The organism is Streptomyces sp. NPDC053426, assembly GCF_055585405.1.
Window position 1 is genome coordinate 125763 of the sequence record NZ_JBVJKE010000007.1, and the last position, 13092, is coordinate 138854.

Consider the following 13092-nt stretch of genomic DNA (forward strand, 5'->3'; position numbering starts at 1 on the left):
GTTACTGCCTTTCTCCCGTCAGGGCCGTCACCAGCCCGCGAGTGACGCATTCCTTCGCCGTGATCCCGGCCTCGGCCATGAGGGCGCGGTATTCGTCGGCCTCGGGCAGGCCGCCGTTCTCGGTGTTCACCAGGAGGCTGAGCGCGAGCATGGGACGGCCGAGCGGGGACTGTCCGGGCGGCGTCCGCATGATGTCGGCGAGCAGCAGCGTGCCTCCGGGCCGCAGCACGCGGGCGCACTCCCGGAGCAGCAGGGCGGCGGTCCGCCGGCCGGCGAACCGGCCCGCGTGCGCCATGACGACGGTGTCGAACTCGCCCTCCGCGAACGGCGTGCCCCCGAAGTCGGCCGGTACGAAGCGGAACCTTCCGGCGACCCCGAACTCCGCGGCGCGTTCGCGGGCCACGGCGAGCAGGGCCGGATCGTCGTGCGCGGTCACCCGCGCCCGGGGGTCGGCGCCGGCCAGCGCGATGCCCCACTCCCCGCTGCCGCAGGTGAAGTCCAGGACCCGGCCGGCGTCGACCGGCCCCAGGTCCGCGACCACACCGGACGCGATCCGCACGGCGAGCGGGAAGGCGCCGGCGAACATGCCCCGGTGCCGCCCGCGTCCGGCCGGGTCGCCGAGGTCGCCGCCGCGGTCGCCGGAGCGCACGAGGGACGTGAGCGCGCTCCAGCGGTCCCACTGCGCGAGCACCTCGTCGAAGTGGTCCCCGAGGTAGGCCGGGGCTCCCTCCACCAGGTAGGCGCGCGCCGTCCCGGTCGGCGCCCAGCCCGCTCCGCCGTCACCCGACACCAGCCCGAAGTCCTGGAGGACCTCCAGCAGTTCGCCCAGCAGCCGCGCGTCGCAGCCCAGGTCGCCGGCGAGTCGTGCCGTGGTGCGCGGCGCCCCGGCCAGGGCGGTGAACACGCCCAGGTCCAGGGCCGCGCCCAGTGCCCTCGCCCGCGCGAAGCCGAAGTTGAGGGCCAGCAGCGGTGCGGGGTCGGGCAGTGCGGTGTAGCGGGCGAGGGCCGTGGCGACGGAGGCCGGCGGCGTGGACGTGTCCGTCACCCGGAGCCCTTCGTCGCGACGAGCAGCCCGGACAGCGCCGACACGTTCCCGGTCTCCACGTCCCGGAATCCGGCGGCGTCCACCCAGGAGCGGATCTCGTCGACGTCCCGGACCTCGCCCTCCTCGGTGTTGACCAGCAGGATCAGCCCGAACATGGAGGGGAAGAGCCCGGAGGCGAGCGACGGCATGTGGGAGTGCACCAGCAGCCGCCCGCCGTCGGGGAGGTGGGCGTGGATCCGCTTCACCAGGTGCGCGGCGCGCTCGGGGCCGTAACCGTCGAGGACGTGGGAGAGCAGGACGGCGTCGCTCTCGGGCCAGGCGTCCTCCATGATGTCGGCGGGCACGACCTCGATCCGGTCCTCGAGCCCGGCCTCCTTCACGTTGGCGCGGGCCAGGTCGGTGACGGCGGGGTAGTCGAGGGAGGTGACGCGCAGCCCGGGGTGGCGCTTGGCGAGCGCGATGGAGTAGTCGCCGGAGCCGCAGCCCAGGTCGATGACGTGGCGCACGTCGTCCAGGGGCGCGGCGGCGGCCAGCCTGTCCGCCTGGAGGCGGGAGCTGACCCGCATGGCCTGGATGAGCCGGCCGGTGCCCTCGCGGCCCTCGCCGGCCGCGGCGCCCTGGTCGCGGTACCCCTTCTTCAGCACCCGCTGGTTGAGCGAGGCGTTGGTGCGTACGGCCTCGTCGAGCCGGGCGAAGTGGCCGAAGTGGGAGTCCTGGTGCTCGGCGAAGCCGCCCATGTAGTCGGGCCGCCCGGCGACCAGGTAGCGGTCGGCCTCCTCGCTGTTGCGGTACGTCCCGCCCTCGGCGCGCACGAGGTCCAGGCCCTTGAGCGCGACGAGGAGCGCCCGGGTGGGTCGCGGACTGAGGCCGAGCTCGCCGGCCAGGTCCTCCACGGTGCGCGGCGCCTTGTCCAGGGCTTCGAAGACACCCAGGTCGAGGGCGGTGAACACCGCCTTCGACTGGAGGTAGGCGGTCAGGATGGAGTGGACCCGGGAGGAGTCCTCCCGGGTAGGCGCCGTGGTGGTCACTTGCCCTCCAGGAGGCTGGTGTACTCGGGCAGCTGGGTGTACTCGTAGGGGTCCTCGGAGAGGAAGACGTTGCGCACCGGGGGCCGCTCGGTGGGGGCGACGACCAGGAACCGGCAGGTCTGGTCGGGTCCGGTCACGAAGCCGTGCGGCTCGTTGCGGGGGATGAAGATGGCGTCTCCGGGGCCGACCTGCTCGGTGCGGCCCTGGTCGGGCATGACGAGGCCCATGGAGCCTTCGATCACGTAGATCTCGTGCTCCCACTCGTGGAAGTGGGGCGGGGTGGAACCGTTCGGCGCCACCTCGAACTCCGTGAGGACGAACCGGTCGGCACCGTCCGGCGTGTCGATGAGCTTGCGGTGGGTCGTCTCCTTGGCACCCGGCTCCCGTACGATTTCGGCCTTCACCTGTGTCCGGTGCACGCGTTTCATCCGACACCCTTCTTTTCACCGGGGAAATTCCCATTGCGGAATGCGAGCGGAATGCGAGCGGAAATACGACTGGAATACGACGGTTTTCGCCGGGCCGGTTCCTGCCGTACCGGCTTTCGCCTCGCCGACCGCCGGTGCCGAATCTAGGTGAGCGTCTCCGGCCGTCTCGACGGGCAAGGGCCACTGCGCGCGCCGGGCGAATGTCCGGCCCGCGCATGGGACAAACGCCCACGGGGCCGGGACGCACGGGAACACGCCGACGGCTCCGACCGGGCCCCGGCGCAGATGGGCGAGCGGATCCCCTGCCCCGGCGGCCACGCGCGCCGCCCTGCGTCTCCGTGAACGGGCCCGTCACCGGCCTGCTCGCGCTGCCCGACGACGACCTGGTGAAGCAGGCGAACGACGCGGCGGCCGGGGTCCCGGGGGGCTTCGGCCCGCGAGTGGCGCACGGCCACGGTGATGAGTTCCATGGCGTGGCCTGCCGGGTCCATGAAGTACACGCCGCGGCCACCGTCGTTGTGGTCGATCGCGTCGGGCTGCTTGCGGTGGGGGCGGCGTAGTGCTGGGGGTGGTGCTGTCCGCGGGGATGGTGGCGAAGTCCGGCGTGACGCCGTTGCTCAGGTCGGCCGCGGTGAACGGGCCCCACTCGGCGGTGCCCTCAAGGCCGAGCAGCTTCTCGAAGAGCCCCGCGGACTCCCGGTCGCCCCGGGCGTGGACGATCGTGTGGTTCGACCCGACTGACGGGGAACGCCTCCGAAGGGATGTCCCGACACCTCCATGCCTCACCCAGCCGGTGACCGACACGCGATGTCGTCGTGAAGCACGGTCCTGTCGTCACGTGGTACGAGGACGCGCGGACAGCGGGTGCGATCACGGTCGGCGGTTCGGGCGTTCGCCCCGGTGGTGGGCCGTCCCTGAAGGACGTCGAACTCGTCTTCGGCTAGACCCCGCCTCCTTGACCCTCCACGGGCTGAGGCGTTCGCGGGTGGTCCATGGTGGTGCCGTCGGGATTCCGCCCGAAGGCGGCCTCCAGAACGGCGGGGAGGTCTTCCTCGGGGACCGTGGTGCGCACGTCCGCCAGAACCCGGGGAAAGTCGTCGTCGTCGATGACGCCCCTGTGCTCCTGACGGAGTCGGTGGATGATCTCGACGAGCTCCGGTCTCAGCCGCATCCAGGAACGGGAGGTACGTATTTCCTCATCGGCCTGGTGCATGAACCAGCGCATGACCTCGTACGGGACGTCCTGGTGCCCTGCGTGCGGGTTGAAGCACACCGTCGGCTCCCGTGCCGGATCCTCGTCGGGGACGATCGCGGTCACGAGGTTCCGTTGCCCGGCCACGAGATCCAGTTCCAGATACCAGGCGTCATCGGGCACGGAGTACATCGTGGTGATCGCGTAGTCGCCGTCAGGGTGTCGAAGGACCATCGCCACATGCTGCCACGCTGGACCGAGGAGGTGTCTCTCCGGAAGGCGAGCCGGTGCGGCCACGCGAGCAGGGCCGGGCCTCGGACGCCGGCCTACGGGCCGCCCTGGACGATTCCGGCGTGGACCCGCAGGTCAGGGTGGGCGGTCGGCACCTTCCACCGACGCAGGGCGTCCCTGGCACCGTACGGCCAGGCAGCCTCGTCCTGGCCGGCGACGAAGCGCACGACACACTGCCGCACGGTGCTCGGGTCGTCGAAGGACCGCGGTGGTTCGGCGGGATCGCCCGGGAAGAGCAGCGTGAACAGCGTGTGCGCTGTCGCGAAGGCGGAGGCCCAGCGCAGCTCGACGACCGGGCTCTCCAGGTAGGGCTCGATGAAGGGGACGGTCGCCGGATCGCCGAGCAGGCCGAGGGCGACCACTCCCGTCGCCGCGGACTCGGGGAACCACGCCGGCAGGTTCGCCGTCGTGGCCCGCAGTTCGGGGCTGCCAGAGGTCAGCAGGGTGGCGAGGAGGCCGCCGACCCGCGCGTGGCCACGGCTCGACGGTGCTCGCAGCGGCCGTCGACGAGTGGCTGTGACCAGCACGCCTTCACAGGGGTTCTACGCGACCTTGACCACGTACTTGCCCTGGACGCCGCCCGCTTCCAGCGCCTGGTGGGCCGCCGCGGTCTCCTCCAGGGGGAAGACCGTGTCCACCGCGGGGCTCAGCCTGCCCTCGGCCACATGGCGGGCGAGGTCGTCGAAGTCCGCCCGCGTGGGGTTGCCGCTGAAGAAGCGCACCCGGCCACGCCCGTGGACCGTGCTGGCCGCGAGGTAGCCGAGCGATGCCGCGGGCCGTTTCATGTCGAAGGCGATGGTGACCATGCGCCCGCCGGGATTCAGCAGGCGGCGGAAGACTCCCGGATCGGTGCCCACGGTGTCCAGGACCACGTCGAAGCGGCCCAGTTCCGCCGGCCGCACGCCCCGGTGGTCGACGGCCCTGTGCGCGCCGAGCCCGCGCACGAAGTCGAGGTTGGCCGCACGGGCGAGGGCCGTGACCTCGGCGCCGTACGCCCGTCCGAGCTGGACGGCGGCGTTGCCGACGCCGCCCGCCGCGCCCCGGACGAGGAGTCGTTCGCCGGGGCGCAGCCCGGCTTTGTCCCGCAGGGCGGTGACGGCCGTGGTGGCCACCGGCAGCGCGGCGGCGTCCACCAGGTCAAGGCCGTCAGGGAGCCGGCCGATCCGCTCGGCGGGCACGGTCACGTACTCGGCGGCGCTGCCGAACCCTGAGGTGCGGCCGAGGACTCCCCATACGCGGTCGCCGTCCGCGAGCCGTGTGACGCCGGCACCCGATGCGGCGACCTCGCCGGTGAAGTCCAGGCCGACGCGCTTGGGGAATCTCCGGCCGGTCACGAGGCGAAGGCGGCCGGCACGGACTGCCAGTTCACCGCCGTTGACGCTGAACGCGCGCACCTTCACCAGCACCTCGCCGGCGGCCGGCTCGGGGCGTGGCACGCGGCCCAGGTACAGCACGTCGGGGCCGCCGTAGCGGTCGTAGAGCACGGCTTTCATCATGCGGTCGTTCATCGTTCCGCCTTTGTCGCCAGTCGTCGTACAAGGAACCGACACCGACGGTAGGCTCTCAAGTGGACGCGATCGTCCGTTTAGAGCCGAAGCGAGAAACAGTGATGGTGGAATCCTCTCGGATCGCAGCCCGGGGCGGACTGCGGGCGGACGCCCGGCGCAACCGGGAGCGCGTCCTCGTCGCCGCCCGCGCGGTCTTCGCGGAGCACGGGATCGACGCCCCGATGGCGACCGTGGCCCGTCGGGCCGGAGTCGGCGTGGCGACGCTGTACCGGCATTTCCCGACCCGGGACGCCCTGGTGCAGGGCGCGTTCGCGCAGCAGATGGAGACCTGCGCGCGAGCGCTCACCGAGGCTCTGGCCGCCCCCGATCCGTGGCAGGGATTCCAGCAACTGGTCGAGACGGTCTGCGCCCTGCAACGGGAGGAACGCGGGTTCCCGGCCGCGTTCGTCGCGGCCTTCCCGGAAAGCACGTCGGAACACGCGCGGTCCCGGCAACGAGCCGAGCGGGACTTCACGACCCTGGTACGCAGGGCCCAGGCGTCGGGCGCCCTGCGGGCCGACTTCCACCCTTCCGACCTCGCCATGGTCCTGTTGGCACACTGCGCCCTGGTGACCGCCCTGCCGGGTGACGACGCGGCGTCCCGGCGCCTGGTGGCCTACCTGCTCCAGTCGTTCCGCGCCGACGCGGCCGACGAGCCGCTGCCTCCGCCGAGTGCGCTGACACTGCGCAGCCTCCCGATCGCCGCTGACGGCTCCCGGCGGCAGCGGGTCCCCCGAGCCTGACCTGACCCGGTACCCGCCGCAGGGCGCGTCCGGTCCGGCAACTCCACTTCCCCGGCAGGCCCCGGCCGGACCCCGCCCGTTGCACCGCAACGTCAACAACCTTGTGATGCGAGGGAGTTCTGTCGCTGCCCGTGCCGGCCGTCGGTCAGGACGGACACGGCTGCGGCCCTTGACCTGAAGGCGACTTGAGGTTTCAGAGTGATCTGCATGAACACCGAAACCGCGGACATCAAGGCCATCGAGCAGGTCGTGGCCGCCGTCGAGCGCGCTCAGCGCGCCAAGGACGCCGAGGGGTTCCTCGCGCTCTTCCACCCCGACGCCCTCTGGACCACTGCCCACGGCAAGGTCCTCATCGGCTTCGAGGCGATCGCCGAGTTCACCCGCGCCGTCCTGCCCCACGCGAGCTGGGACGGCGAGGTCACCTACGAGGCAGTGCACACGCAGTTCCTGCGGCCCGACGTGGCGGCCGTCAAGGTCCGGCAGGTCTACCGTTCCGCAGAAGGCGACACGGAGGGTGCTCCGCTGTACGTCATGACCAAGCAGGAAAACGGGACCTGGCTGCTGCACGCCTGCCAGAACACCGAAGTGCGAGTCGATCAGCGCTCCGCGTCACTGGTCACCCGGGCCGCCGTTCCTCTCACGACCGGGCGAACCACCGGCTGAAGCTTCCGCAGGAGCGGACAACCGGCATCTCGCGAAGCGCAACGGGACTGATCGATCCGACGGCGACGGCCGCCACCGCCACCCACCGCCCGGTCGAGGGTCACAGCGGGCCCAGCGCCTCTTCTGGTGCGGCTGCCGGCTCGAGGGTTTCGAGCACGGTGAGCAGTTGCCGCTCCTCGTAGCGGAAGTGGTTCTCCATGATCGCGGCAATGCCTTCGAGGTGCCGGCCGAGTTCCTCGGGCGGTGCGGCCCGGTCGACAGCGTTGCGCAGGCTGCCCAGCAGGTGGGCGATCACCGAGTGATCCTGCTCGAGCGAGCGCAGCACCGGGCGCAGCTTCGGGTACGCGGCTGCGACGGCCGGGAACAGGGTGCGGTCTTCGCCTTGGTGGTGGCCGTCGAGAGCCGTGCAGAAGCCGTGGCAGTACAGCAGCAGTTCACGAGTGGCCGCCTCACCGGGGGTGCCGTCGGCAAGGGATGCGCGGGTCACGGACAACGCTTCTCGCAGTCGGCCGTGCACCCGGCGGAGTTCCTGGCTCCAGGCGACGAGCCTGGTCGTCTCGCGCTCAGTCACGCGAGAGCGAAGGGTGCGACGAGTACATCGTCGGCCTCCTTCGATCCGGCGCCTCCATGCCTGACACGGTCTGCCACCGGCACGCGACGCTTCCCGCACACTACCGTGCCCGCTGCCGCCGGCACCACTGCTGTCCCCACGCCGAGCGTGGCCCGCCCTGCGCAGGCGGGGTCGTCGTGAGAGGCGGGAAGCGGCCAAGGGGACGAGATCTCAAGCGGCTCACCGGCTCCGGTGAGCGGTCGGCGGACGCGGTGTTCGCGCAGCGGTCCGCTCGCCGGGGCCGGTTCGTGTGCGGTCAGCCGGTGGAGACGGTCTCGGCGGGGTCTGTCTCGTCCGCGACCGTGGAGGGTGTGTTCCTGGGGCCGCGGAGGGCGATGTGGACGAACAGGGCTCCCATGAGGAGGGCGCCTGCCCACATGGCCTGCTGCCAGCCGTCGACGAAGGACTGCTGCGCCGCGTGGAGCAGGTCCGATGCGTGCGGTCCGGTGCCGCCCGCCACCTCGACAGCGTTGGCGACGCCTTCCCGGGCGGTGTCCGCGGCGTCTCGGGGGACGCCGTGCAGCCTGTCGTCGATGGCGTCGCGGTAGCCGGCGGACACGAGCGCGCCGAGCAGGGCGATGCCGAGTGCGGTGCCGAACTCGCGGGTGACGTCGTTGAGGGCGGAGGCGACGCCCTGCTTCTCGCGCGGCAGGGAGGCGGTGATCGCCTCCGTGGACGGGGTCATCGACAGGCCCATCCCGACGCCCATGGCGAGCAGGCCGGGCAGGACGGACGGGTAGCCGCCGCCGACGGAGACGAGGAGCGCCATGAGTGCCATGCCGGCCCCGGCCAGTGCGACGCCCACCATCACGGTCGGGCGGGCACCGATGCCCGCGGCCAGCCCGGGGGCCAGGCCGGAGGCCGTCATCATCGCGACGGCCATGGGCATCATCGCGACCGTGGACAGCAGTCCCGACCAGCCGAGTACGGCCTGGAAGAACGGGAAGAGGACCACGCCGATGCCCGCCTGGACGCCGAAGACCACCAGCAGCGTGAGCGAGCCGCCCGACAGTCCGCGCTCCCGGAACAGCCGCACGTCCAGCAGGGAGGCGTCGCGGCGGTGCAGCTCCCAGGCCACGAACCCGGCCGTGGCGACGAGGCCGGCTGTCAGGCCGGTCAGCGTCGCGGGCGCGGTCCAGCCGCGTTCGGGGCCTTCCTGCAGGACGAAGATGAGGCCGGTCACGGCGATCGCGGAGAGCAGGGCGCCGACGGTGTCGAACCGGTGGGCCGGGGTCTCGCGGGAGTCGGGAACCGACTTCAAGGTCATGGCCAGGGCCACGAGGACCAGGACCGCCGGCAGGACGAACAGCCAGCGCCAGTCGGCGACGTCGACGAGGAGCGCGGAGAGGAACATGCCCAGGATCCCGCCTCCCCCGGCGACTCCGGTCCACACGCCGATCGCCTTGCCGCGCCGCTCCTCGGGGAAGGTGGAGGTGATGACGGAGAGCGTGATCGGCATGATCATGGCGGCGCCGATGCCGGCGGCCGCGCGGGCGGCGAGCATCACTTCGGCGGTCGGGGCCAGACCGGCGATCACGGTGGCGGTGCCGAAGACTCCCAGGCCGGCGACGAGCAGGGGCTTGCGGCCCAGGCGGTCGCCCAGGGCGCCGAGCGGCAGCAGCAGCGCGGCCAGGGCGAGGGTGTAGACGTTGATGATCCACAGGACCGTGCCCTGGGAGGCGCCGAACTCCACGGCCATGTGGGTCTGCGCGACGTTCAGCCCGGTCACCGAGGCGATGACCGCCATCAGGGCGAGGGAGACGGTGATCAGGATCATGCGCAGCCGACGCGCGTCGGGGGCACTCCGGCCACCGGTCCGCGCGGCCGGTACGGGCTGGTTCGTACTCATGGATTCCTCTCAGAAGGGCGTGCCGGGTCAGCACCGGGGCGGGACCGGTCGCCGGGTGAAGGGGGCGGGCGGTGCCGCGCCGGATGTCAGAGGGCGGGAGTCCCGCCCCGGGCCGCGGTGAGGGCCGCGTCGGTGTCCGCGGTGACCGGCACGCCGTCGATGTGGGCGCCGGCCCGGGCGGCGGGGCCGGTGGCGTCGCCCGCCACCCGCACGCCCGCCACCCGCACGCCCCGCGCCCCGGTGGTGCCCGCCGCGCCGGAGGCGAGGCCGCGGCCCGTGCCGTCGGGCAGGTCCCGCACCGGCGGCTTCGGACCGTTCAGACCCCCGGTACGGGCCTCCGTCCGGGTGGCGACCGCGGTCCCGCCGGGCAGTGCGTCGCTCGCGTACGGGGAAATCGCCACGGCCATGGCCTCCTGTCCTTCTCGTGCACCGGTCCCGGACGCCGCGGACCGTCTGCACACGACGCTAAGCCGGGCTTGCCTCAAAGGCATACGATGTTGCCCATGACGCAAGAAGATGGAGATCTGGACAGCCTCGTACGCAAACGCATCCGCGCCTTGCGGGTGGCGCAGGGCTGGTCCCTGGAGGAACTGGCCTCCCGCGCCCACCTCAGCCAGTCCTCGCTGAGCCGTATCGAGAACGGCCGGCGCCGCCTCGCACTGGATCAGCTGGTCACCCTCGCCCGCGCCCTGGACACCACGCTCGACCAACTCGTGGAGACCGCCACCGACGACGTCGTCACCAGCCCGACGATCGACGGCGCCCACGGCCGGATGCGCTGGACCGTCAAGGCCGACCCCGGGATGAGCGTGGTGCGCCAGCGCATGACCGGGCCGCCCCCCGAGAACCCGGCGCGCATGCGCGCCCACCCGGGGCGCGAATGGCTCGTCGTCCTGTCCGGCACGGCGATCCTCATGCTCGGCCACCGCCGCTTCCGCCTCGAGACCAATCAGGCCGCCGAGTTCCCCACGATGATGCCGCACGCGATCGGCGCCGACGGCGGACCCTGCGAGATCCTGGGCATCTTCGACCGCGACGCCCGCCGCGGCCACCAGAGCGACAGCGACGACGACGCCCAGGGCGCTCCCGAGTGACGGCGGGGCCGCGCGGCGGCCCTCCCGGTCGGCGAGTTCGGGGCCGGTGTGCGGGGTGGCGCAGGCGGAGAGGTGGGCGAGCCGGACCGACGGCAGCCGGAGCCGGGCCGGATCGCGGACGGTCAGCGGGCGTTCGGTGCGGTCGTGCAGGACGAGCCGGCTGCCGGAGGGGTGCTCCAGGTCGCCCAGGGCGTGACAGGCGGAATGCGCGTGGGCGTGGTGGCGCAGGACACGGGAGACGGCATGTCGGCGGTGTTCGGGAAGGCCGGGTGACGGCCCGGTACCCGCGGGCGGCCCGGGCGTCGTGCAGCGCGGGCACGGTCGCCACCATGCCGCGGAACACCACATGACGTCCCGTCACGGCCACCCGTACGACATCTCAGGAAAACGGACATCACCGGCGCCCGCGCCCGTCGTGCCGCGCGACCGGGTCGGTCCGGAGATCGGACCGGGCGGGTTTCGTCGTCCGAGGTGGGCGTCGTTTCTGATGCCGGTCGTCACGGTGCCGACGCCCGCGGTCACGGGGGCGCGCACCCGGCGATCCGGTAGCCGTCCCGCCCGAAAGGTCCTCGTGAAGCCCACCCCGGCCGCCGCGCGGCTCCGCGGCAGTCCGACGCAGTGCCTCACGACGACGAAGTCCTTGCGCGGCGGCACCCTGCGGGCCGAGGAACCGAAGGAGGGACACACCCCTCCGGGACGTCACGCATCACCCTCGGTGGCACGAGAACGATCGATGGCCCCGACCGTTTCGGTCGGGGCCATCGATCGAGCGATGTGTCCGAGGGGGGACTTGAACCCCCACGCCCGATAAAGGGCACTAGCACCTCAAGCTAGCGCGTCTGCCATTCCGCCACCCGGACAAGGTGTCCGCCGCCTCGGCGGGGTGTTCCCCCCGCGGCGACATGGACAACCATACCAAGGTTTCGCAGTGCCTTTCACCTGCGTTTTCCGTCCCTCCGGGCGGCGGCGGGGCGGGGTGCACGGCGTGTGTCCGGGCGGTCACGCGGGTCAGGGCATGAGCTGGTACTCCGGGAAGTTGCCGGGCAGGCGTTCCCCGGCCGGGCCCCGGGTCACGGCGCGGACCAGGAGGTCGCCGCCGACGAACGCGCCGCGCCAGGACGCGCCGAAGCCGCCGAACAGCTCGTCACGGTCGCCGCGGGAGCGCGGGACGCCGTGGCCGACCTTGAAGGCGCGGATGTGCGGGGCCAGCCGGTCGTAGGTGGACCGGTCGTCCGTGGAGAGCGTGGCCACCAGCGCGCCGTTGGACGCGTTCATGGCGGCCAGCAGTTCCGCCTCCGTGTCGACCAGGACGATGGTGTCGACCGGGCCGAACGGCTCCGCGTGGTGCAGCGGGGACGAGCGGGGCGGGTTCAGCAGCGTGACCGGCTGGACGTACGCCGAGGTGTCCTGGCCGGGCAGGAAGCGGGCGTCGGACGGCGTGCCCCGGTGCAGCGGGACGGCGCCGCGGTCGATGGCCTCGGCGACCTGGTCGTGGAGCTCCTTCGCCTTGGCCGCGTTGATCACCGGCCCGAAGTCCAGCCGCGGGTGGGGGTCGGAGGGGTGTTCGACGGCGAGCGGGTGGCCGACCCGGAGCGTGCGGACCGCGGGGAGGTAGGCGGCCAGGAAGTCGTCGAAGAGCCGTCGCTGGACGACGAAGCGCGGGTAGGCCGTGCAGCGCTGCTTGCCGTAGTCGAAGAGGGTGGGGATCACCGCGCTCAGGGTGTCCCAGTCCGAGTGGTCCCAGATGCCCCAGGTGTTGAGTCCTTCCTGTTCGAGGATGTGCCGCTTGCCGAGGTCGGCGACGGCGGTGGCGACCGCGGCGCCGGTGTCGCGGCCGCCGACGAAGGAGACGCAGCCGACCTCGGGCGCCCGCACCAGCGCCTCGGACAGCTCGCCCCCGCTGCCGCTGACGAGGGTGACGGGTATCCCCTCGCGGGCCGCGAGCGCCGAGGCCAGGGTCAGGCAGGCGACACCGCCGTCGGTCGGGGTCTTGGCGATGACCGCGTTGCCCGCCAGTGCCTGTACCAGCAATGCGTGAACGAGCACGCTCATCGGGTAGTTCCAGCTCGCGATGTTGGAGACGGGTCCGTCGAGCGGGGACCGGCCGGCGAGCATGCCGTCGATGCCGTCGACGTACCAGCGCACGCCGTCGATGGCACGGTCGACGTCCGCCCGGGCGAGCCGCCAGGGCTTGCCGATCTCCCAGACGAGCAGCAGCGCGAGGAGTTCGCGGTGCTGGGTGAGGGCGTCGAGGGTGGCGGCGACGCGGGCGCGGCGCTCCGGCAGCGGGACGTGCCGCCAGGTGCGGTGCCGGTCGAGCGCGGCACGCACGGCCTGCCGGGCGGTGGCCCGGTCCAGGCGCGGCGGGCCCGCGACGGGGCTGCCGTCGACGGGGCTGACGGCGGGCAGCACCCGGCCGTCCGGCTGCCAGGCCGCGTTCCAGAGGTTGAGGACCCGGTCGTCCCGGAAGGCCTCGGGGGCGACGCCGAGGCAGCGCTGCCAGGCGTCGGTCCAGGAGGTGCCGGATTTGAGGGTGAGGGTGGGTGGCATGCGGTTCGCTCCGCTCTCGGTGCACGGTCGAGAGAAAGGGGAGGACCTCGAG

13 protein-coding genes, 1 tRNA gene and 3 pseudogenes are annotated in these 13092 nt (G+C 72.6%); 4 read left to right on the forward strand and 13 right to left on the reverse strand.

The window, feature by feature from the left end; translation table 11 throughout:
- Position 1: 1 nt before the first annotated feature.
- From ACZ62B_RS16250 to ACZ62B_RS16265, 4 genes and pseudogenes are all read right to left on the reverse strand, one after another.
- Positions 2-1045, reverse strand: coding sequence for a methyltransferase domain-containing protein (locus ACZ62B_RS16250; protein ID WP_469690796.1), 1044 nt, complete (start codon positions 1043-1045; stop codon positions 2-4).
- The gene (locus ACZ62B_RS16255) at positions 1042-2073 is read right to left on the reverse strand and encodes a class I SAM-dependent methyltransferase (protein ID WP_468877667.1); all 1032 of its coding nucleotides are present in this window, start codon (positions 2071-2073) and stop codon (positions 1042-1044) included. The genes ACZ62B_RS16250 and ACZ62B_RS16255 overlap by 4 nt, the downstream gene beginning before the upstream one ends.
- Entirely contained in the window at positions 2070-2501 is a 432-nt protein-coding gene (locus tag ACZ62B_RS16260; RefSeq protein WP_030818971.1) for a cupin domain-containing protein, read from the reverse strand. Before ACZ62B_RS16260 ends, ACZ62B_RS16255 begins: the two co-directional genes overlap by 4 nt.
- A 452-nt stretch (positions 2502-2953) precedes the next feature.
- Positions 2954-3287: pseudogene (locus tag ACZ62B_RS16265) on the reverse strand (VOC family protein); the annotation flags it as partial.
- Positions 3288-3316: 29 nt separating this feature from the next.
- On the opposite strand from ACZ62B_RS16265, the gene ACZ62B_RS16270 reads away from it, so the two are divergent.
- The gene (locus ACZ62B_RS16270; RefSeq protein ID WP_469690799.1) at positions 3317-3445 is read left to right on the forward strand and encodes a hypothetical protein; all 129 of its coding nucleotides are present in this window, start codon (positions 3317-3319) and stop codon (positions 3443-3445) included.
- On the opposite strand, the gene ACZ62B_RS16275 is transcribed toward ACZ62B_RS16270, so the two are convergent.
- The 3 genes from ACZ62B_RS16275 to ACZ62B_RS16285 all read right to left on the reverse strand — a co-directional run bounded on the left by ACZ62B_RS16275 (position 3442) and on the right by ACZ62B_RS16285 (position 5492).
- A complete protein-coding gene (locus tag ACZ62B_RS16275) occupies positions 3442-3927 on the reverse strand; it encodes a hypothetical protein (RefSeq protein ID WP_469690801.1) in 486 nt (161 codons plus the stop codon). The genes ACZ62B_RS16270 and ACZ62B_RS16275 overlap by 4 nt on opposite strands.
- Before the next feature lie 92 nt (positions 3928-4019).
- Positions 4020-4511, reverse strand: coding sequence for a HEAT repeat domain-containing protein (locus ACZ62B_RS16280; RefSeq protein WP_469690802.1), 492 nt, complete (start codon positions 4509-4511; stop codon positions 4020-4022).
- 15 nt (positions 4512-4526) lie between these two features.
- Positions 4527-5492: an NAD(P)-dependent alcohol dehydrogenase gene (locus ACZ62B_RS16285; RefSeq protein WP_469690803.1), complete on the reverse strand. Its 966-nt coding sequence runs from the start codon at positions 5490-5492 to the stop codon at positions 4527-4529.
- A 101-nt stretch (positions 5493-5593) separates the two neighbouring features.
- Between ACZ62B_RS16285 and ACZ62B_RS16290 the strand changes: the two genes are divergently transcribed.
- Both ACZ62B_RS16290 and ACZ62B_RS16295 read left to right on the forward strand, forming a co-directional pair.
- Positions 5594-6274: a TetR/AcrR family transcriptional regulator gene (locus ACZ62B_RS16290; protein ID WP_468877685.1), complete on the forward strand. Its 681-nt coding sequence runs from the start codon at positions 5594-5596 to the stop codon at positions 6272-6274.
- A gap of 207 nt (positions 6275-6481) precedes the next feature.
- Positions 6482-6871 (forward strand): annotated as a pseudogene (locus ACZ62B_RS16295) (SgcJ/EcaC family oxidoreductase); the annotation flags it as partial.
- Positions 6872-7037: 166 nt separating this feature from the next.
- Here ACZ62B_RS16295 and ACZ62B_RS16300 read toward each other — a convergent pair.
- From ACZ62B_RS16300 to ACZ62B_RS16310, 3 genes are all read right to left on the reverse strand, one after another.
- On the reverse strand, positions 7038-7508 hold the full coding sequence (locus ACZ62B_RS16300; RefSeq protein ID WP_469690806.1) for a hemerythrin domain-containing protein: 471 nt from the start codon (positions 7506-7508) through the stop codon (positions 7038-7040).
- Between the two features lie 295 nt (positions 7509-7803).
- The gene (locus tag ACZ62B_RS16305; protein ID WP_469690808.1) at positions 7804-9396 is read right to left on the reverse strand and encodes an MFS transporter; all 1593 of its coding nucleotides are present in this window, start codon (positions 9394-9396) and stop codon (positions 7804-7806) included.
- 86 nt (positions 9397-9482) lie between these two features.
- Positions 9483-9803 (reverse strand): hypothetical protein, encoded by a 321-nt coding sequence (locus ACZ62B_RS16310; protein ID WP_469690996.1) that lies wholly within the window; start codon positions 9801-9803, stop codon positions 9483-9485.
- 96 nt (positions 9804-9899) lie between these two features.
- Here ACZ62B_RS16310 and ACZ62B_RS16315 point away from each other — a divergent pair, with 96 nt between their 5' ends.
- Positions 9900-10490, forward strand: a complete 591-nt coding sequence (locus ACZ62B_RS16315) for a helix-turn-helix domain-containing protein (RefSeq protein ID WP_469690810.1) — start codon at positions 9900-9902, stop codon at positions 10488-10490.
- Between the two features lie 111 nt (positions 10491-10601).
- Here ACZ62B_RS16315 and ACZ62B_RS16320 read toward each other — a convergent pair.
- The 3 genes and pseudogenes from ACZ62B_RS16320 to ACZ62B_RS16330 form a co-directional block, all read right to left on the reverse strand.
- Positions 10602-10838, reverse strand: a pseudogene (locus ACZ62B_RS16320) (hypothetical protein); the annotation flags it as partial.
- A gap of 427 nt (positions 10839-11265) precedes the next feature.
- Positions 11266-11350, reverse strand: a tRNA-Leu gene (locus ACZ62B_RS16325).
- A 148-nt stretch (positions 11351-11498) separates the two neighbouring features.
- Complete coding sequence (locus ACZ62B_RS16330) at positions 11499-13040, reverse strand: aldehyde dehydrogenase family protein (protein ID WP_469690812.1); 1542 nt, start codon at positions 13038-13040, stop codon at positions 11499-11501.
- Between the last annotated feature and the right edge of the window lie 52 nt (positions 13041-13092).